Consider the following 17,772-nt stretch of genomic DNA (forward strand, 5'->3'; position numbering starts at 1 on the left):
GGAGGACTCCCAGGTGCCGCATCCCCTCGACGCCGCCGCGGTACGCGCCTGGTGCGCTCTGGCGCTCGACGCCCTGGGCCGGGCCCGCGAGGAGATCGACGCGATCAACGTCTATCCCGTGGCCGACGGCGACACCGGGACCAATCTCTACCTGACCGCCGAGTCCGCCGGCCGCGCCGTCGAGGCCGTCTTCGAGGCGCACGCCACCGCCGGGCCCGGGGCCCGTCCCGGGCTTTCGGAGGCGGTCCGGGCCATGGCGCACGGCGCCCTGATCGGCGCGCGCGGCAACTCGGGCACGATCCTGGCGCAGCTGTTCCGCGGCATGGCGGAAGTGCTGAAGGACAGCGGCGAGAGTGACCAGGGTCACCTGCTGGGCCGCGCGCTACGCCGCGCCGTCGACTCCGCGTACGAGGGCGTCGCCCGGCCCGTCGAGGGCACGGTCCTCACCGTGGCCGCCGCGGCGGCCGACGCCGCGGCCCGTACCGAGGGCGACGCCGCCGCCGTGGCCCGCGCGGCGCACGCCGCCGCCCGTACGGCCCTGGAGGCCACCCCCGGCCAGCTGGAGGCGCTCGGCCGGGCCGGGGTGGTCGACGCGGGCGGGAAGGGGCTGGTGGAGGTCCTGGGGGCGCTCGTGGCGGCGCTGGAGGGCGGCGCCGCGCCGGCCGGCCGGCCGGCACGGACACCTCGTGCCGCCCGGCCCGTCGACACCTGCCCCGCCGGGGCCGCGCACGGCACCGCGCCCGGCGCGGGCCCCGCCTTCGAGGTGATCTACCTGCTGGAGGCGGACGACGCCGCCGTCGCCCGGCTCCGCGCCCGGCTGGACGCGCTGGGGGAGTCGCTCGTCGTCGTCGGCGGCGACGGGCTCTGGAACGTGCACGTCCACGTGGACGACGCGGGGGCCGCCGTCGAGGCCGGCGTCGACGCCGGACGCCCGTACCGGATCCGCATCACCCACTTCGGCGCCGCCGCCGACGGGCGCCCCCGCGCCCCCGAGCCCGTCCAGCGCGCCGTCGTGGCCCTCGTCCCCGGCGAGGGGCTGGCCGCCCTGTGCGCGGAGGCCGGCGCGACGGTCGTGCCGGTCCGGCCCGGGGAGCCGCCCGCCAGCGGGGAGCTCGTCGAGGCGGTCCGGCGCGCGCACGCCCGCGAGGTCGTCCTCCTGCCGAACGACCCCGACCTGCGGCACACCGCCGCCGCGGCGGCCGAGCAGGCCCGCGCCGAGGGCGTCCGGGTCGCCCTCATCCCCACCCGCTCCCCGGTCCAGGGCGTCGCCGCCCTCGCCGTCCACGAGCCCGGCCGCCGCTTCGACGAGGACGTCGTCGCCATGACCTCCGCCGCCGGCGCCACCCGCTACGCGGAACTGACCGTCGCCGAGAGCCGATCCTGGACCATGGCGGGCGTCTGTCAGGCCGGCGACGTGCTCGGGCTGATCGACGGGGACGTCGCCGTCATCGGCGCCGACCTGGCCGCCACCGCCGCCACCGTGCTGGACCGGATGCTCGCGGCCGGCGGCGAACTGGTCACCCTCGTCGTCGCCGACGACGCCCCGGCCGGCTTCGCCGACGGACTGGAACGGCACGTCCGGGACGGCCACCTCGCCGTGGACACCGTCGTCTACCGCGGCGGCCGGCAGCCGGCGCCGCTGCTCATCGGCGTCGAGTAGGCGTCGGGCGGGGGTCGAGAAGCGGTGCTGCCCGGCGTTGTCAGTGCCGTGGTGTGCAATGGGACCGTGCCCGTATCCGACGTCCGGAGAGCCCGGAGAACACTGTGCAGCTCGATCAGCCCCTGAAGAAGATCCTCGGCGGCACCACCGCGAAGGTGATGGCCGAGCACCTCGGCCTGCACACCGCCGGCGACCTCCTGCACCACTACCCGCGCCGCTACGCCGAGCGCGGCGAGCTGACCCGCCTCGCCGACCTGCCGCTCGACGAGCACGTCACGGTCGTCGCGCAGGTCGCCAAGGCCGCGATGAAGACGTTCAACCAGGGGCGCGGGGTCCGGCTGGAGGTCGTCGTCACGGACGGCAGCGGCGCGCTGACCCTGGTGTTCTTCGGGCGCGGCGCCTACGCGCGCGAGAAGGAGCTCGTCCCGGGCCGCCGCGGCATGTTCGCCGGCAAGGTGTCGGTGTTCAACCGCGCCCGGCAGCTGCTGCACCCCGACTACGAGCTGCTCGACCGGGACAGCGGCGCGGACGCCGCCGCCGACTTCGCGGGCCGGCTGCTGCCGCTCTACCCGGCCTGCAAGCAGTTCCAGTCCTGGAAGCTCACCAAGGCCGTGGACACCCTCCTCGACCTCTTCGAGGCCGACGGCTGGCGGGGCCTCGTCGATCCCCTGCCGCCCGCGCTCCGCGAGGGCCGCGGCCTCGCCGAGCTGCCGGACGCCTTCCGCAAGGTCCACCGGCCGCGCACCAAGGCCGACATCGAGGACGCCCGCGCCCGCCTGAAGTGGGACGAGGCGTTCGTCCTCCAGGTCGCCCTCGCCCGCCGCCGGCACGCCGACACCCAGCTCCCCGCCGTCGCCCGCAAGCCCGCCCCCGGCGGCCTGCTCGACGCCTTCGACGCCAAGCTGCCGTTCACCCTCACCGACGGCCAGCGCACCGTCTCCGCCGAGATCTTCGACGACCTGGCCACCGAGCACCCCATGCACCGGCTGCTCCAGGGCGAGGTCGGGTCGGGGAAGACGATGGTCGCGCTGCGCGCCATGCTCGCCGTCGTGGACGCGGGCGGGCAGGCGGCGATGCTGGCGCCCACCGAGGTGCTGGCCCAGCAGCACCACCGGTCGATCACCGAGATGATGGGCGAGCTCGCCGAGGGCGGCATGCTCGGCGGCGCCGACCTGGGCACCAAGGTCGTCCTCCTCACCGGGTCCATGGGCGCCCCGGCCCGCCGCCGCGCCCTGCTCGACCTGGCCACCGGCGAGGCCGGGATCGTGATCGGCACCCACGCCCTGATCGAGGACAAGGTGCAGTTCCACGACCTGGGGCTGGTCGTGGTGGACGAGCAGCACCGCTTCGGCGTCGAGCAGCGGGACGCGCTGCGCGCCAAGGGCAAGCAGCCGCCGCACCTGCTGGTGATGACGGCCACACCGATCCCGCGCACGGTCGCCATGACCGTCTTCGGCGACCTGGAGACCTCCGTCCTGGACCAGCTTCCCGCCGGCCGCTCGCCCATCGCCACCCACGTCGTCCCCGCCAAGGACAAACCGCACTTCCTGGCCCGTGCCTGGGAGCGGGTGCGCGAGGAGGTCGAGGGCGGGCACCAGGCGTACGTGGTGTGCCCGCGCATCGGGGACGAGGAGGAGAACGGGAAGCAGAAGTCCGGTGAGGGGCCGGACGACCCCGAGAAGCGGCCGCCGCTCGCCGTCCTCGACGTCGCCGGGCAGCTGGCCAAGGGGCCGCTGGCGGGCCTGCGCGTGGAGGTGCTGCACGGGCGGATGCAGCCCGAGGCCAAGGACGACGTGATGCGCCGCTTCGCGGCCGGCGAGGTGGACGTCCTGGTGGCCACCACCGTGATCGAGGTGGGCGTCAACGTCCCCAACTCCACCGTCATGGTCATCATGGACGCGGACCGGTTCGGCGTCTCCCAGCTGCACCAGCTGCGCGGCCGGGTCGGCCGGGGCTCCGCCCCCGGCCTGTGCCTGCTGGTCACCGAGGCCGGCGAGGCGAGCCCCGCGCGGGCCCGGCTGGGCGCGGTCGCCGGCACCCTGGACGGCTTCGAGCTCTCCCGCATCGACCTCGAACAGCGGCGCGAGGGCGACGTCCTCGGCCAGGCCCAGTCCGGCGTCCGGTCCTCGCTGCGGATGCTCACCGTCATCGACGACGAGGAGGTCATCGCCGCCGCCCGCGACGAGGCGGCGGCCGTGGTCGCCGCCGACCCCGAGCTGGAGTCCTTCCCGGCGCTCCGCACGGCCCTGGACGCCCTGCTGGACGAGGAACGGGAGCGGTACCTGGACAAGGGGTGACGCCTGTCGGGGCGGCGTTGCCATTCGAGCAACAAAGGTTGCCCGTCCGGCCACGGCGGCCGCAGCCTGATGCCCGGTCCGAAGGGGCCGCACACCACCAGGGAGGCAGACGATGACCGTGCAGGAGAACGCCGCGACCACGCAGGGCACCGACGGGGACGCGCGGCCCAACAACCGCGTCCACCACGTCCGCGCGGGCGAGCTCGACGGCTACGCCGCCATCAGCGGCCACACCGTCGGCTCCAGGAAGCTGTGGATGGGCATGGTGGAGAACCCTCCGCTGAGCGCGACCGACAACCACCACCACGGCGCCTCGGAGGCCGGCATCTTCGTGGTCGGCGGCCACCCGGTGTTCGTCTTCCACGACGGCACGGAGGAGGTGCGGATCACCGCCCACCCCGGCGACTTCCTCCTCGTCCCGCCGTTCGTCCCGCACCGCGAGGAGAACCCCTCCGCGGACGAGACCGTGGTCGTCGTGATCGCGCGCACCACCCAGGAGCCGATCAAGGTCTCGGTCCCCGAGCTCTACCAGCTCACCGAGGTCCCGGCGGAGTAGCGCGGCGGGCGGCGCGGGGGAGAGCCCCGGGCGGGCCCCCGGGGCACGGCCTACGCTGAGGGCAGCGGCGGACCCCCGCCGCCCTCCGCCCGCACCCCGAAGGACCGCACCCCCATGACCCGCGTGATCGCCGGAACCGCCGGCGGACGCCGCCTCGCCGTACCGCCCGGCACCGGTACCCGCCCGACCTCCGACCGGGCGCGCGAGGGCCTGTTCTCCACCTGGACGGCCCTGCTGGGCCCGCTGGAGGGGGCCCGCGTCCTCGACCTCTACGGCGGCTCGGGCGCCGTCGGCCTGGAGGCGCTGTCGCGCGGCGCGGCGCACGCGCTGCTGGTGGAGGCCGACGCCCGGGCGGCGAAGGTGATCCGGGACAACGTCCGCACCGTCGGCCTGCCGGGCGCCGAGGTGCGCACAGGCCGCGCCGAGCAGATCGCGGCGGGCCCCGCCCCCGCCGCCCCCTACGACATCGTCTTCCTCGACCCGCCCTACGTGGTCACGGATGACGAACTCCGGGAGATCCTCCTCACACTGCGCACCGGCGGCTGGCTCGCCGAGGACGCGCTGGTCACCGTGGAGCGCGCCACCCGCGGCGGCGAGTTCCGCTGGCCCGAGGGCTTCGAGGGGCTGAGGGCCCGTCGCTACGGCGAGGGAACCCTTTGGTACGGTCGCGCCGCCTCGGCGTGCGGCACCGACAACGCTCCGAGCACGTCACGCACGCCATGAAAGCACCGGAGAGCGAGGAACCACCGTTGTTGCGCCGCGCCGTCTGTCCGGGGTCGTTCGATCCCGTCACCAATGGACACCTCGACATCATCGCCCGCGCTTCCAGGCTGTACGACGTCGTGCACGTGGCCGTGATGATCAACAAATCCAAGCAGGGCCTCTTCACGGTGGACGAGCGGATAGACCTGCTCCGCGAGGTCACCGCCGAGTACGGGAACGTGGAGGTGGAGTCCTTCCACGGCCTGCTGGTCGACTTCTGCAAGGACCGCGGCATCCCGGCCATCGTCAAGGGCCTGCGGGCGGTCAGCGACTTCGACTACGAGCTCCAGATGGCCCAGATGAACAACGGGATGTCGGGCGTCGAGACCTTGTTCGTCCCCACCAACCCCACCTACAGCTTCCTCTCCTCCAGCCTGGTCAAGGAGGTCGCCGCCTGGGGCGGTGACGTCTCCCACCTGGTCCCGCCGGCCGTGCTGGACGCCCTCACCGGGCGCCTCGCGCGCGACTGACCCGCCACCCGGAACTGACGACTCGTCAGTAGCTGCCGGGCGGCGGCCGACGGCCGTACAGTCGTGGCGTTCGTAGCCGTCGTCCGGGAGAGAGTGGCGATCGTCAAGGTGGACGTCCAGAAGAAGCTCGACGAGATCGTCGCGACGGTCGCCGGGGCCCGTTCGCTGCCCATGTCCGCGTCCTGCGTGGTCAACCGGGCCGAGCTGCTCGGCCTCCTGGAGGAGGTCCGGGCCGCCCTGCCGGACTCCCTCGCGCAGGCGAGGGAGCTGATCGGCGGCCGGGAGCGGATGGTCGCCGACGCCCGCGAGGAGGCCGAGCGGATCATCGAGTCCGCCCGCGCCCAGCGCGGCTCCCTGATCTCCGGCACCGAGGTCGCCCGCGAGTCCCGCGAGGAGGCCGACCGCATCCTCGCGGAGGCCCGCCGGGAGGCCGCCGAGATCCGTGCCCAGGCCGACGACTACGTCGACGGCAAGCTCGCCAACTTCGAGGTCGTCCTCACCAAGACCCGCGGCTCGGTCGAGCGCGGCCGGGAGAAGCTCCTCGGCCTCGGCGACGGCCGCGCCTTCGACGACCCCGACGACCCCGGCGCCGACGTCCCCGAGCGCAGCGGCGACCCCGCCACCCAGCGGCACAACGCCGACGCCTACGTGGACGCCAAGCTCACGGCCGTCTCCGCGGTGCTGGCGAAGACGCTGGAGGCGGTCGGCCGCGGCCGGGAGAAGCTGCTCGGTGCCCGCCCGGCGGACGAACTGGGCGCCCACCTGGCGGCCCAGGACGGCCGCCCGGCCGAGCGCCCCGCCACGGACGCCGACTTCCTCGCGGAGCTCGCCGCCCACCCGGACCCCGCTGCCGGGTCGCGCTCCGACTGGGCCCACCAGGCACCCCCCGCCCACCGGGAACCGGTCCAGGAGGCCGCCGCGTACGGCTGGCAGCCGTACGCGGGCCAGACGGACCCGTACGCGGCCGGCGGGACCGCCGACGGCCACCCCGGCCACCCCGGGCAGACGGCGGACTACGGCTGGCCGGCCCATGACGCGGGCCAGGGGTACGGGCAGGGGCACGGGTGCGGGCAGGGCTATGACCAGGGTTACGGCCAGGGGTACGGTCAGGGTCCCGCTCAGGGCTACCCGCCGGCCGACCCCGGCAGGACGCCCCGCTGGAGGGCGTGGTCGTCGTCCCGCCCCAGAGCGCCGGCGCGCTCGACGAGACCAGCTTCTTCGACACGAGCATGATCGACCTGGAACAGCTCCGGCGCTACGAAGAGGGTCGCTGAGCCCGCCCCGACCGGTCTCGTGGGCGGTCCGGGGCCGGGTCCGAAGTGGGTGCGGAAGGCACGATTGGGCCAGGGGCGGACCGTCCAGTATCCTGACTGTTCGGTCGCGCGTACATTCGCGATCCCGGCTGCCCGCGTCGTGGCGTACGAGGTTTCGTACGGCGCGTGATCACGGGCCGCCTTCGCCGCAGCGTAGAAAGCAGGAAGCCCTGAACGCCCGCCTCGATCACCGTTCCCCCCTCGTGTTCGACACGCACGAGCTGGGCCGGCGTCCCGGTGCGCAGAAGCGGCTCTCCCGCTCGATCCCGGCCCCCGCCGACCTCGGTATCGAGGTCATCGGAGTCCCCGAGGGCGCGACCGTGGAGCTCGGCCTCCGACTGGAGTCGGTCATGGAAGGGGTGCTCGTCACAGGCACCGCCCGTGCACCGCTCACCGGGGAGTGCGTAAGGTGTCTGGAGCCGCTGGAGCGAGAGCTCGAAGCGGACTTCCAGGAGATGTACTCCTACCCCGACGCCGACAGCCGGAACCGCCCCGTTGCGGAGCCCGCTGACGACGACGAGGAAGAGGAGGACACGCTCTTCCTCGAGGGCGACCTGTTCGACCTCGAACCCGTGCTGCGGGACGCGGTGGTGCTCTCACTGCCGCTGCAGCCGGTGTGCCGGGAGGACTGCCCGGGCCTGTGTTCCGAATGCGGAGCGCGGCTCGCGGACGACCCGGACCACCACCACGACGTCCACGACATTCGCTGGGCGGCACTGCAGGGACTCGCCGTATCCGACCAGGACGGCGAGATGGACAACGCACCCCGGTCCGCCGGGGATGACTCACAGGAGAAGTAGCCGTGGCTGTTCCGAAGCGGAAGATGTCGCGCAGCAACACGCGCCACCGCCGGTCGCAGTGGAAGGCTGCGGTCCCCACCCTGGTGGCGTGCGAGCGCTGCCACGAGCCGAAGCAGCAGCACATCGCGTGCCCGAGCTGCGGCACCTACAACAAGCGTCAGGTCCTCGAGGTCTGATCGGCGGGTGACAGGCTCCATGTCAGACGCCAATTCGCCGTCCCGCGGACGCGGGACAGGATCCGGACCGGCGCCACAGGACGCAGCCTCGTCTCACACGCTTCTGGAAGGGCGGCTCGGGTACAGACTCGAGACCGCCCTTCTGGTGCGTGCGCTGACCCACCGCTCCTACGCCTACGAGAACGGCGGTCTGCCCACCAACGAGCGGCTGGAGTTCCTCGGTGACTCCGTCCTCGGCCTGGTGGTCACGGACACGCTGTACCGCATCCACCCCGACCTGCCCGAAGGCCAGCTGGCCAAGCTGCGGGCCGCGGTGGTCAACTCGCGGGCGCTGGCCGAGGTGGGACGCGGTCTCGAACTGGGCTCGTTCATCCGGCTCGGCCGGGGCGAAGAGGGGACCGGCGGCCGTGACAAAGCCTCCATCCTCGCCGACACCCTGGAAGCGGTGATCGGCGCCGTCTACCTCGACCAGGGGCTCGACGCCGCCGCCGAACTGGTGCACAGGCTCTTCGACCCGCTGATCGAGAAGTCCTCGAACCTCGGCGCCGGCCTGGACTGGAAGACCAGCCTCCAGGAGCTCACGGCGACGGAGGGGCTGGGCGTGCCCGAGTACCTCGTCACCGAGACGGGTCCGGACCACGAGAAGACCTTCACGGCTGCTGCCCGCGTCGGTGGTGTCGAGTACGGCACCGGCACCGGCCGCAGCAAGAAGGAGGCCGAGCAGCAGGCGGCCGAGTCCGCCTGGCGCGCCATCCACGGCGCGGCGGAGGCCCGGGCCAAGGCCGCGGAGGCCGAACGGACCGGGAAGCCGGCGAAGGCCGAGAAGGCCGGGAAGGCGACGGCCGAGCAGCAGGACCAGGCCGTCGAGGCCGACGGGACGGCGGCACCCGCCGCGACCGGCACCGCGTCCGCGCGGGAGTCGGCCGTCGACGGGGACACCGAACCCACCACCGGCGGAGCACAGCAGCCCGCCGCGCAGTGAACACCGGCCGGCCCGGGGCGCTTTCCGCGCCCCGGGCCGGCCGTTTCACGTCCCACAGAACCCCGCCCGGAGGAGCGCCGTGCCCGAACTGCCCGAGGTCGAGGTCGTCCGGCGCGGGCTGGCCGCCTGGGTGTGCGGCCGCACCGTCGCCTCCGTCGAGGTCCGGCACCCCCGGGCCGTCCGCCGGCACCTCGCCGGCGCGGCCGACTTCGCCGCGCGGCTCACGGGGGAGCGGCTGGGCCTCGCGCGGCGCCGGGGCAAGTACCTGTGGCTGCCGCTGGAGGGGCCCTCGGGCCGTGCCGTCCTCGCGCACCTGGGCATGAGCGGCCAGCTCCTCGTCCAGCCGGAGGACGCGCCGGACGAGAAGCACCTGCGGGTGCGGCTGCGCTTCGACGACGACGCCGGCACCGAGCTGCGCTTCGTCGACCAGCGCACCTTCGGCGGGCTCTCGCTCCACGACACCGTGCCGGGCGACGACGAGGCGCTCCCCGACGTCATCTCCCACATCGCGCGCGACCCCCTGGACCCGGCCTTCGACGAGGCCGCGTTCCACGCCGCGCTGCGCCGCCGCCGCACCACGGTGAAGCGCGCCCTGCTCGACCAGTCGCTGATCAGCGGGGTCGGGAACATCTACGCCGACGAGGCGCTGTGGCGCTCGCGGCTGCACTTCGACCGTCCGACGGCCGGCCTGACCCGGCCCCGCACGGCCGAACTCCTCACCCACATCCGCGAGGTCATGAACGAGGCGCTGGCGGTCGGCGGCACCAGCTTCGACAGCCTCTACGTCAACGTGAACGGCGAATCGGGCTATTTCGACCGGTCGTTGGACGCCTACGGGCGGGAGGACGAGCCCTGCCGGCGCTGCGGCACGGCCATGCGGCGCAGCCCCTGGATGAACCGGTCCAGCTACTTCTGCCCGCGCTGCCAGCGGCCGCCGCGCGCCTGAGCCGTCAGGCCGGCCGGTGGCAGGTGTCGTACCGCTCCCGCGCGGCGTCGATGTCCGCCTGCCGGGCCTGCACCAGCTCGATCACGCCCATCAGCCGCTCGGCGACCTCTTCGCCCAGCGGCGTCAGGCTGTAGTCCACCCGCGGCGGGTTGGTCGGCTGTGCCGTGCGGTGCACCATCCCGTCCCGCTCCAGTGCCTGGAGGGTCTGCGACAGCATCTTCTCGCTGACGCCCTCGACGCGGCGGCGCAGCTCGTTGAAGCGGAGGGTGTTCTCCAGCAGGGCGGTGAGGGCGAGCGAGCCCCAGCGGCCGGTGATGTCGAAGAGGGTCTCCCGGGACGGGCAGTCGCGGGAGAAGACGTTGAAGGCGAGCGCCTCGGTACAGGTGATCTTCCTGGTCGGTGCTGCGGTGCCGTCGGCTGTCATGAAACCAGCGTACTCGCCCACAGCGCTTCCCCAGGGGTTGCGCTAACCAAAAGTTAGTGCTTTCCTTTGGTTATCGGCGCGGCCCGCAGCGGCCGGTCCGACCCCTCACTTCTGCTTCAGGAGACCCCCATGACCACGCCCGTCGTCTCGATCGCCTTCCACTCCGGCTTCGGCCACACCGCCGTCCTCGCCGAGGCCGTCCGCGCCGGCGCCGCCGAGACCGGCGCGACCGTCCACCTGATCAAGGTCGACGAGATCACCGAGGAGCAGTGGGCGCTGCTCGACGCCTCCGACGCGATCGTCTTCGGCTCGCCGACCTACATGGGCACGGCCTCCGGCGCCTTCCACGCCTTCGCCGAGGCGACCTCCAAGCGCTGGTTCACCCACGCCTGGCGCGACAAGCTGGCCGCCGGCTTCACCAACTCCGGCTCCATGAGCGGCGACAAGCTGCACACCCTGCAGTTCTTCAGCCTCCTGGCCGGCCAGCACGGCATGCACTGGGTGAGCCTCGGCCTGCACCCGGGCTGGAACACCTCCGAGGCGTCGGAGAACGACATCAACCGCCTCGGCTTCTACCTCGGCGCCGGCGCCCAGAGCAACAACGACCAGGGCCCCGAGGGCGTCCACAAGGCGGACGTCGAGACCGCCGCGCACCTCGGCAGCCGCGTCGCCGAGCAGGCCCGCGTCTTCGCGGCCGGCCGCGCCGCCCTCTGACGGCGGCGCCCCCCCACGGCGCCGACCGCTGCCCCCACACGCCGGCGGGCGGACCGCACCCCGGAGATCCGGGACGCGGTCCGCCCGCCGGCGTTCGCGGTCCTCGTCGGGCGACGGCCCCCTCAGTACCCGAAGTCCTGCGTCCACCACGGGCCGCCCGCGCCGTGCCGGACGCCCACGCCGAGGGTCCGGTAGTCGCAGTTGAGGATGTTTTGCCGGTGCCCCGCGCTGCGCATCCACGCGTCGACCACCGCGTGCGCGTCGGCGTGGCCCCGGGCGATGTTCTCCCCGCCCAGGTTCCGCACGCCGTGCCGGGCCGCCCGGTCCCAGGGGGAGCGGCCGTCCGGGTCGGTGTGGTCGAAGAAGCCGCGCCGCGCCATGTCCTCGCTCATCGACTGGGCGAGGGAGGTGAGCCGCGCCTCCGTCCGCAGCGGCCGGCAACCGGCCTTCGCCCGTTCGGCGTTGACCAGGGCGACCACCGTCCGCGCCGCGGCGCTCCGGGTGTCGGCGGCGGCCTCCGCGGACGCCCGCGCGCCCGCCTCGGCGGCATGGTCGGCCCGCAGCCGGGCGGACGCCGCCTGCTCCGCCCGCGCGGCCGCGACCGGTGCCGCGTCCTGCCGGTGCGCGTCGACCGCGATCCGGGCCGCGGCGGAGCCGGGGACGGCGACGGAGGCCGACGCGGCGGACGCGGTGGTCGCGGACGCGGCGGACGCGGTGGTGGAGGCCGTCGTGGTGTCCGCGCCGGCCGCCGGGCGCTCGGCGGGCGCGGACGTCCGGGCGACGGCCTGGACCAGCGAACGGGCACTCCCGCGGTCGTACGCCGTCCCGACCGCCGACCCCGGCCGCGCCACCGGGACGGTCGGGCCGGTGTGCCCGGCCGCCGGCGGCTGCCCGGGCCGGGCGCCGGGCGGCACCTCGATCGGGGCGTCGGCGCGGACCTGGCCGCCGGGGACCCCGCCGCGCCTGCCGCCGCTGCTGTCGCCCACGGTCAGCGGGTTGCCGGGCAGCAGGCCGGAGACCATGGCCACGGCCCTATGGCCACGGCGGCGGAGGCGCCGAGCAGGCCGGTCCGGGCGGGGGCCTTCGCCTTCTGTGCCTTCGGCGGCCGGACGGCACCGCCGCCGACGGCGCCCGCCTTCGCCGCGGCGCCCCGGCCGGGCTCCCGCCTCTCGCGCGCCGCCTTCTTCTCCTTGGGCTGTTTCTCCGGCCGGGGCGCGGACGCCTTGTCCGGCCCCTCATCCGGCCGGTACCGGCCGTTCACGGGCGTCGCGGCCCGCCGTTCCCCGCGCCCGGCCCGGCGCCGGCCGCGATGCCGGCCGGCGGCCGGACGGTGCTCGTCCGGCGCCGCCGCGCCCGGTCCGGTGCGGGCGTCACCGGTAGGGAGGGGGACCTCCACCGGCACCGCCACCGGGAGGGGCACGGTGGGCGCCTCGTCCGGGTCGTACGGCACGACGGCCGCGTGTGAGGGGGACGTCGGGGGCGATGTGACGGCCTTGGCCGGCTCGGTCGTCTCGCTCGTCAGGGGATCCCTGGATGCCCGGGGACTCGCTGTCGCTTCTTCGGAGGTCACGGGGGCAGAGCGTCGATGGCGACCCATCCGCTGCCTTCCTTGGGTGCTCGGCGTCACGGTGCGTGGGGTGTCACTCGTACGGGCTAGTCCTTTTCGAGGCGCGACTGTACGGCACGAAATCCGGGGTCGAAGTGCCGCTTGTCTAATTGGCCGGTTAGCGTGCGGACATGAACGACTGTGTCCGTCTCACCGCCTGGGTTCGTGGTCATGTGCAGGGTGTGGGCTTCCGCTGGTTCACCCGGGAGAACGCATTGCGCATCGGCGGGCTGATCGGTTTCGCCTCGAATCTCGCCGACGGCCGCGTCCAGGTGGTGGCCGAGGGCCCGCGCGCGGCGTGCGAGGGGCTGCTCGACTGGCTGCGCAACGGGGACACGCCCGGGCGTGTGGACGGCGTCACCGAGATCTGGGCCACACCGCGCGGTGGTTACGACGGCTTCGAGATGCGCTGACCGGGTACCGCCGAAAGGGCGGGAGAAGGCGGATCCGGGTAGGCCCAGAGCGCCGTTTATATGCCATTGGCATATGCGCTCAGGGAATATTGCCTGATGGTTGCCAAGACGGCGCCGCCATGGAAGGCTGCACCCCAACGGATGATCTCCCCGCCCTCCGGGCCCGGTCAGCGAAAGGCGCCGCGCATTCGACCGCCGCGCACCGCCGGGACGCCCGTCGATACGCGGTGTGATCGTGTTGACCGTCAAACCATTTGGTGAGACTCTGGAAGCCCCGCGCACCTTAGCTGTTTGGCATGGAAGACACGAGCAAGAGCGAAGGCCAAGCACCGCGGGTGCGAATCCCTCACGACCCACACCGCTTAGGTCGGTCACTCAGTGTGGAGGACCATCCATCATGGCAAAGGCGCTTCTCGGTTACGTCGGCGGCTCCGACCCCCGAGTCCTCTCCGAGATGCGACGGCTTCAGCAGCGAGTCCAGGACCTGGAATCCGAGCTCATCCGGATGCAGGCCGAGAACGACGCGCTGTCTGCCGCCGCTCACCGCGGTGACTCGCTGCTCGACAGCATCGACGTTTCCAAGGCGGAGCCTGCGCTCGCCTGACCGCAACGGCCCCGCTCCGGGGGTCCGGTCGGGCTGCACTGTCAGCCGCTCGAGAATCTGCAAGGGACGCTTCGGCGTCCCTTCGTCGTACCCGCCTCCGCCGACGGCGTCCGCCGCCCGGCCGCCCCGTTCCCCGGGCGTCCCCCGTCGTTCCTTCCGTCGTCCACCGGCGTTCGCCCCCCGTCCCGTACCGCAACTGTGCCCTGCCCGTTCCGGGGTGAAACCACGGCCCGCGGATCCCGTCGCGGCGCGCCAGCGGCCCGAGCGGGCCCGGAACGGCGCAGGACAGAACGGTAAAGTCGGTCCGCGTGCACCTCAAGAGCCTGACCCTGCGCGGGTTCAAGTCCTTCGCCTCCGCCACCACCCTGCGCTTCGAGCCCGGCATCACCTGCGTCGTGGGCCCCAACGGCTCCGGCAAGTCGAACGTCGTGGACGCCCTCTCCTGGGTCATGGGCGAGCAGGGCGCCAAGTCGCTGCGCGGCGGCAAGATGGAGGACGTCATCTTCGCCGGGACGACCGGCCGGCCGCCGCTCGGCCGCGCCGAGGTCTCGCTCACCATCGACAACTCCGACGGCGCCCTCCCCATCGAGTACGCCGAGGTCACCATCACGCGGATCATGTTCCGCAACGGCGGCAGCGAGTACCAGATCAACGGGGACACCTGCCGCCTCCTCGACATCCAGGAGCTCCTCTCCGACTCCGGCATCGGCCGGGAGATGCACGTCATCGTCGGCCAGGGCCAGCTCGACTCCGTCCTGCACGCCGACCCCGCCGGCCGCCGCGCCTTCATCGAGGAGGCCGCGGGCGTCCTCAAGCACCGCAAGCGCAAGGAGAAGGCGCTCCGCAAGCTCGACGCGATGAAGGCCAACCTCGCCCGCGTCCAGGACCTCAGCGACGAACTGCGCCGCCAGCTCAAGCCGCTGGGCCGGCAGGCCGCCGTCGCCCGCCGGGCCGCCGTCATCCAGGCCGACCTGCGCGACGCCCGGCTGCGGCTGCTGGCCGACGACCTGACGGTCCTCCGCGAGGCGCTGCACGCCGAGATCGCCGACGAGGCCGCCCTCAAGAACCGCAAGGACGCCACCGAGACCGAGCTGCGCGAGGCGGCCCGCCGGGAGGCCGAACTGGAACGGCAGGTCGGGGAGCTGGCGCCGCGGCTGGCCACGGCACAGCAGACCTGGTACGAGCTCTCCCGCCTCGCCGAGCGGGTGCGCGGCACCATCGGCCTCGCGGACGCCCGGGTCACCAGCGCCACCGCCGCCCCCGCCGAGGAGCGGCGCGGCCGCGACCCCGAGGACCTGGAGCGCGAGGCGGCCCGCGTCCGCGAGCAGGAGGCCGAGCTGGAGGCCGCCGTGGAGGCCGCGAGCCGAGCCCTGGAGGACACCTCCGCCCACCGCGCCGACCTCGAACGCCGCCTCGCCGACGAGGAGCGCCGGCTGCGCGACGCCGCCCGCGCCCTCGCCGACCGGCGCGAGCAGCTCGCCCGGCTGCAGGGCCGGGTCACCGCCGCCCGCGGCCGGGTGGCCTCCGCCGAGGCCGAGGCCGGCCGGCTGGCGACCGCCCGCGACGAGGCCCGGGAGCGCGCGGCGGCGGCCCGGGAGGAGTACGAGCTCCGGCAGGCCGAGGCGGACGGCACCGACGCCGGCGACGCCGAACTCGCCGGCCGGCTGCGGGCCGCCAAGGAGGCGCTGGCCGAGGCCGACGCCGCGCTGGCCGCCGCCCGCGAGGCCGCCACGGACGCCGAGCGCCGCCGGGCCGCCGTCACCGCCCGGCACGACGCCCTGGCCCTGGGCCTGCGCCGCAAGGACGGCACGGGCGCCCTGCTGGCGGCGGGGGAGCGGTGGGACGGGCTGCTGGGCCCGGCCGCGGAACTGCTCACCGTCGCCCCCGGGTACGAGCTCCCGGTGGCCGCCGCCCTGGGCGCCGCCGCCGACGGCGTCGCGGTCACCGGCCTCCCGGCCGCCGCCGAGGCCCTGCGGCTGCTGAAGAAGGAGGACGCGGGCCGCGCGGTCCTGCTGCTCGGCGGCGCCCCCGGTCCCGCGGGTCCGGAGCGCCCCGCGCCGCCCGTCGGCCGGTACGCCGCCGGCCTGGTCACCGGCCCCGACGAACTGCTGCCCGCCGTGCGGCGGCTGCTGGACGGCGTCGTGGTCGTCGACTCCCTGGAGGACGCCGAACGCCTGGTCGCCGGGCGGCCGGAGCTGACCGCCGTCACCGCCGAGGGCGACGTGCTCGGCGCTCACCTCGCCCAGGGCGGGTCCGAGGGCGCGCCCAGCCTGCTGGAGGTGCGGGCGGCCGTCGACGAGGCCGCCGCCGAGCGGGCCGAACTGGACGAGCGCTGCGCCGCGCTGGCCCGCGCGCAACAGGAGGCGGGGGAGGAGCGCGCCCGCCGCGCCGCCGCCGTCGAGGAGCTGGCCGCCCGGCTGAGCGCCGCCGACCGCGAGAAGTCCCGGTCCGCGCAGCTGCTCGGCGGGCTCGCCGGGCAGGCCCGCGCGGCGGCGGGCGAGGCCGAACGGGCCGCCGCCGCGGCGGCCCACGCGGAGGACGCGCTGGTCCGGGCCCGTGAGGAGGCCGAGGAGCTGGCCGCGCGGCTGGCCGCGGCCGAGGAGCTGGACGAGGACGAACTCGGCGAAACTTTTGACGAGCCCGACACCGCCGCCCGCGACCGGCTGGCCGCCGACGGCGCCAACGCCCGGCAGACCGAGATGGAGGCGCGACTCCAGCTGCGCACCCACGAGGAGCGGGTCAAGGCCCTGGCGGGACGGGCGGATTCGCTGGACCGGGCGGCGCGTGCGGAGCGGGAGGCGCGGGAGCGCGCCGAGCGGCGGCGGGCGCGGCTGCGGCACGAGGCCGAGGTCGCCACGGCCGTCGCTGCGGGTGCCCGGCAACTGCTGGCCCACGTCGAGGTGTCGCTGGTCCGCGCGGACGAGGAGCGGCGGACCGCGGAGGCGGCGAAGGCGGAGCGCGAACGCGAGCTGGTCGCCGGCCGCAACCGGGCCCGCGAGCTCAAGTCCGAGCTGGACAAGCTCACGGACTCGGTGCACCGCGGCGAGGTGCTGGGCGCCGAGAAGCGGCTGCGCATCGAGCAGTTGGAGGCGAAGGCGCTGGAGGAGTTCGGCATCGAACCGGCGGCGCTGGCCGCCGAGTACGGTCCGGACCAGCCGGTGCCGCCGTCGCCCCCGGCGGAGGGCGAGGAGCCGCGGGAGCTCGCGCCCGTCCCGTACGTCCGGGCCGAGCAGGAGAAGCGGCTGCGCGCCGCCGAGCGGGCGTACCAGCAGCTGGGGAAGGTGAATCCGCTGGCGCTGGAGGAGTTCGCGGCGCTGGAGGAGCGGCACAAGTTCCTCTCGGAGCAGCTGGAGGACCTGAAGAAGACCCGGGCCGATCTGCTCCAGGTGGTCAAGGATGTGGACCGGCGGGTGGAGGAGGTCTTCACCGAGGCGTACCGGGACACCGCCCGGGAGTTCGAGGGCGTCTTCTCGCGGCTGTTCCCCGGCGGCGAGGGCCGGCTCGTCCTCACCGACCCCGACGACATGCTGGCCACCGGCGTGGACGTGGAGGCGCGGCCGCCGGGCAAGAAGGTCAAGCGGCTGTCGCTGCTGTCGGGCGGCGAGCGGTCGCTGACCGCCGTCGCCCTGCTGGTGGCGATCTTCAAGGCGCGCCCCAGTCCGTTCTACGTGATGGACGAGGTCGAGGCGGCGCTGGACGACACCAACCTCCAGCGGCTGATCGGGATCATGCGGGAGCTCCAGGAGAGCTCGCAGCTGATCGTGATCACGCACCAGAAGCGGACGATGGAGGTCGCCGACGCGCTCTATGGCGTGTCCATGCAGGGCGACGGTGTCTCAAAGGTGATCAGCCAGCGGTTGCGCTGACCGGATCTCGCCCCTGTCGGTCGGCTGACTGGTGATCGTTCACGCCCCGAACGGCCCCACATTCCGGGCATTTTTCATGATCGCCTTCAAGTATTGAAGGCAAACTACCCCAAAGGTGGGGGATAGTTCTTCGTCACAAAGTATTGACTTCGCCAAATGAAGACATAGGGTCTGCTGCGTCGC

16 protein-coding genes and 1 pseudogene are annotated in these 17,772 nt (G+C 74.3%); 14 read left to right on the forward strand and 3 right to left on the reverse strand.

Annotated elements, in window-relative coordinates:
• The first annotated feature begins 13 nt into the window (after positions 1-13).
• From ACQEVS_RS24250 to mutM, 10 genes and pseudogenes are all read left to right on the forward strand, one after another.
• A complete protein-coding gene (locus tag ACQEVS_RS24250; RefSeq protein ID WP_433027853.1) occupies positions 14-1,660 on the forward strand; it encodes a DAK2 domain-containing protein in 1,647 nt (548 codons plus the stop codon).
• 104 nt (positions 1,661-1,764) lie between these two features.
• Positions 1,765-3,957 carry an ATP-dependent DNA helicase RecG gene (recG, locus tag ACQEVS_RS24255; RefSeq protein ID WP_433023596.1) on the forward strand — a complete coding sequence of 731 codons (2,193 nt, stop codon included), beginning with the start codon at positions 1,765-1,767 and terminating at the stop codon, positions 3,955-3,957.
• 112 nt (positions 3,958-4,069) lie between these two features.
• A complete protein-coding gene (locus ACQEVS_RS24260) occupies positions 4,070-4,513 on the forward strand; it encodes a cupin domain-containing protein (protein WP_433023597.1) in 444 nt (147 codons plus the stop codon).
• Positions 4,514-4,627: 114 nt separating this feature from the next.
• Positions 4,628-5,236: a 16S rRNA (guanine(966)-N(2))-methyltransferase RsmD gene (rsmD, locus tag ACQEVS_RS24265; RefSeq protein WP_433023598.1), complete on the forward strand. Its 609-nt coding sequence runs from the start codon at positions 4,628-4,630 to the stop codon at positions 5,234-5,236.
• A 29-nt stretch (positions 5,237-5,265) separates the two neighbouring features.
• Entirely contained in the window at positions 5,266-5,745 is a 480-nt protein-coding gene (gene coaD / locus ACQEVS_RS24270) for a pantetheine-phosphate adenylyltransferase (RefSeq protein WP_433027856.1), read from the forward strand.
• 108 nt (positions 5,746-5,853) lie between these two features.
• Positions 5,854-7,019 (forward strand): annotated as a pseudogene (locus tag ACQEVS_RS24275) (cell division initiation protein).
• Positions 7,020-7,261: 242 nt separating this feature from the next.
• Positions 7,262-7,858: a YceD family protein gene (locus ACQEVS_RS24280; RefSeq protein WP_433023599.1), complete on the forward strand. Its 597-nt coding sequence runs from the start codon at positions 7,262-7,264 to the stop codon at positions 7,856-7,858.
• Positions 7,859-7,860: 2 nt separating this feature from the next.
• Positions 7,861-8,034 carry a 50S ribosomal protein L32 gene (gene rpmF / locus ACQEVS_RS24285; protein WP_003951102.1) on the forward strand — a complete coding sequence of 58 codons (174 nt, stop codon included), beginning with the start codon at positions 7,861-7,863 and terminating at the stop codon, positions 8,032-8,034.
• A 19-nt stretch (positions 8,035-8,053) separates the two neighbouring features.
• Positions 8,054-9,016, forward strand: coding sequence for a ribonuclease III (gene rnc / locus ACQEVS_RS24290; protein ID WP_433023600.1), 963 nt, complete (start codon positions 8,054-8,056; stop codon positions 9,014-9,016).
• Positions 9,017-9,095: 79 nt separating this feature from the next.
• Complete coding sequence (mutM, locus tag ACQEVS_RS24295) at positions 9,096-9,962, forward strand: bifunctional DNA-formamidopyrimidine glycosylase/DNA-(apurinic or apyrimidinic site) lyase (RefSeq protein ID WP_433023601.1); 867 nt, start codon at positions 9,096-9,098, stop codon at positions 9,960-9,962.
• Positions 9,963-9,966: 4 nt separating this feature from the next.
• On the opposite strand, the gene ACQEVS_RS24300 is transcribed toward mutM, so the two are convergent.
• On the reverse strand, positions 9,967-10,386 hold the full coding sequence (locus ACQEVS_RS24300; RefSeq protein WP_433023602.1) for a winged helix-turn-helix transcriptional regulator: 420 nt from the start codon (positions 10,384-10,386) through the stop codon (positions 9,967-9,969).
• A gap of 129 nt (positions 10,387-10,515) precedes the next feature.
• Here ACQEVS_RS24300 and ACQEVS_RS24305 point away from each other — a divergent pair, with 129 nt between their 5' ends.
• Positions 10,516-11,100 (forward strand): flavodoxin family protein, encoded by a 585-nt coding sequence (locus ACQEVS_RS24305; protein ID WP_433023603.1) that lies wholly within the window; start codon positions 10,516-10,518, stop codon positions 11,098-11,100.
• Between the two features lie 122 nt (positions 11,101-11,222).
• On the opposite strand, the gene ACQEVS_RS24310 is transcribed toward ACQEVS_RS24305, so the two are convergent.
• Positions 11,223-12,122 carry a CAP domain-containing protein gene (locus tag ACQEVS_RS24310; RefSeq protein WP_433027859.1) on the reverse strand — a complete coding sequence of 300 codons (900 nt, stop codon included), beginning with the start codon at positions 12,120-12,122 and terminating at the stop codon, positions 11,223-11,225.
• Positions 12,089-12,550: a hypothetical protein gene (locus ACQEVS_RS24315; RefSeq protein WP_433023604.1), complete on the reverse strand. Its 462-nt coding sequence runs from the start codon at positions 12,548-12,550 to the stop codon at positions 12,089-12,091. Before ACQEVS_RS24315 ends, ACQEVS_RS24310 begins: the two co-directional genes overlap by 34 nt.
• A 287-nt stretch (positions 12,551-12,837) precedes the next feature.
• Between ACQEVS_RS24315 and ACQEVS_RS24320 the strand changes: the two genes are divergently transcribed.
• The 3 genes from ACQEVS_RS24320 (at position 12,838) to smc (ending at position 17,589) form a co-directional block, all read left to right on the forward strand.
• Positions 12,838-13,119 (forward strand): acylphosphatase, encoded by a 282-nt coding sequence (locus tag ACQEVS_RS24320; protein WP_433023605.1) that lies wholly within the window; start codon positions 12,838-12,840, stop codon positions 13,117-13,119.
• A 397-nt stretch (positions 13,120-13,516) separates the two neighbouring features.
• Positions 13,517-13,723, forward strand: coding sequence for a hypothetical protein (locus ACQEVS_RS24325; RefSeq protein WP_004944922.1), 207 nt, complete (start codon positions 13,517-13,519; stop codon positions 13,721-13,723).
• Positions 13,724-14,031: 308 nt separating this feature from the next.
• Positions 14,032-17,589, forward strand: coding sequence for a chromosome segregation protein SMC (gene smc / locus ACQEVS_RS24330; protein WP_433023606.1), 3,558 nt, complete (start codon positions 14,032-14,034; stop codon positions 17,587-17,589).
• Positions 17,590-17,772 lie beyond the last annotated feature (183 nt).

Source organism: Streptomyces sp. CA-181903 (assembly GCF_050937075.1).
Classification (GTDB): Bacteria; Actinomycetota; Actinomycetes; order Streptomycetales; family Streptomycetaceae; genus Streptomyces.

Excerpts from the sequence above, each read along its gene's own strand:
- ACQEVS_RS24260 (WP_433023597.1), top strand. The coding sequence starts at position 4,070 with ATGACCGTGCAGGAGAACGCCGCGACCACGCAGGGCACCGACGGGGAC.
- rsmD (WP_433023598.1), top strand. The coding sequence starts at position 4,628 with ATGACCCGCGTGATCGCCGGAACCGCCGGCGGACGCCGCCTCGCCGTA.
- rnc (WP_433023600.1), top strand. The coding sequence starts at position 8,054 with ATGTCAGACGCCAATTCGCCGTCCCGCGGACGCGGGACAGGATCCGGA.
- ACQEVS_RS24300 (WP_433023602.1), bottom strand. The coding sequence starts at position 10,386 with ATGACAGCCGACGGCACCGCAGCACCGACCAGGAAGATCACCTGTACC.
- ACQEVS_RS24305 (WP_433023603.1), top strand. The coding sequence starts at position 10,516 with ATGACCACGCCCGTCGTCTCGATCGCCTTCCACTCCGGCTTCGGCCAC.
- ACQEVS_RS24310 (WP_433027859.1), bottom strand. The coding sequence starts at position 12,122 with ATGGTCTCCGGCCTGCTGCCCGGCAACCCGCTGACCGTGGGCGACAGC.
- ACQEVS_RS24320 (WP_433023605.1), top strand. The coding sequence starts at position 12,838 with ATGAACGACTGTGTCCGTCTCACCGCCTGGGTTCGTGGTCATGTGCAG.
- ACQEVS_RS24325 (WP_004944922.1), top strand. The coding sequence starts at position 13,517 with ATGGCAAAGGCGCTTCTCGGTTACGTCGGCGGCTCCGACCCCCGAGTC.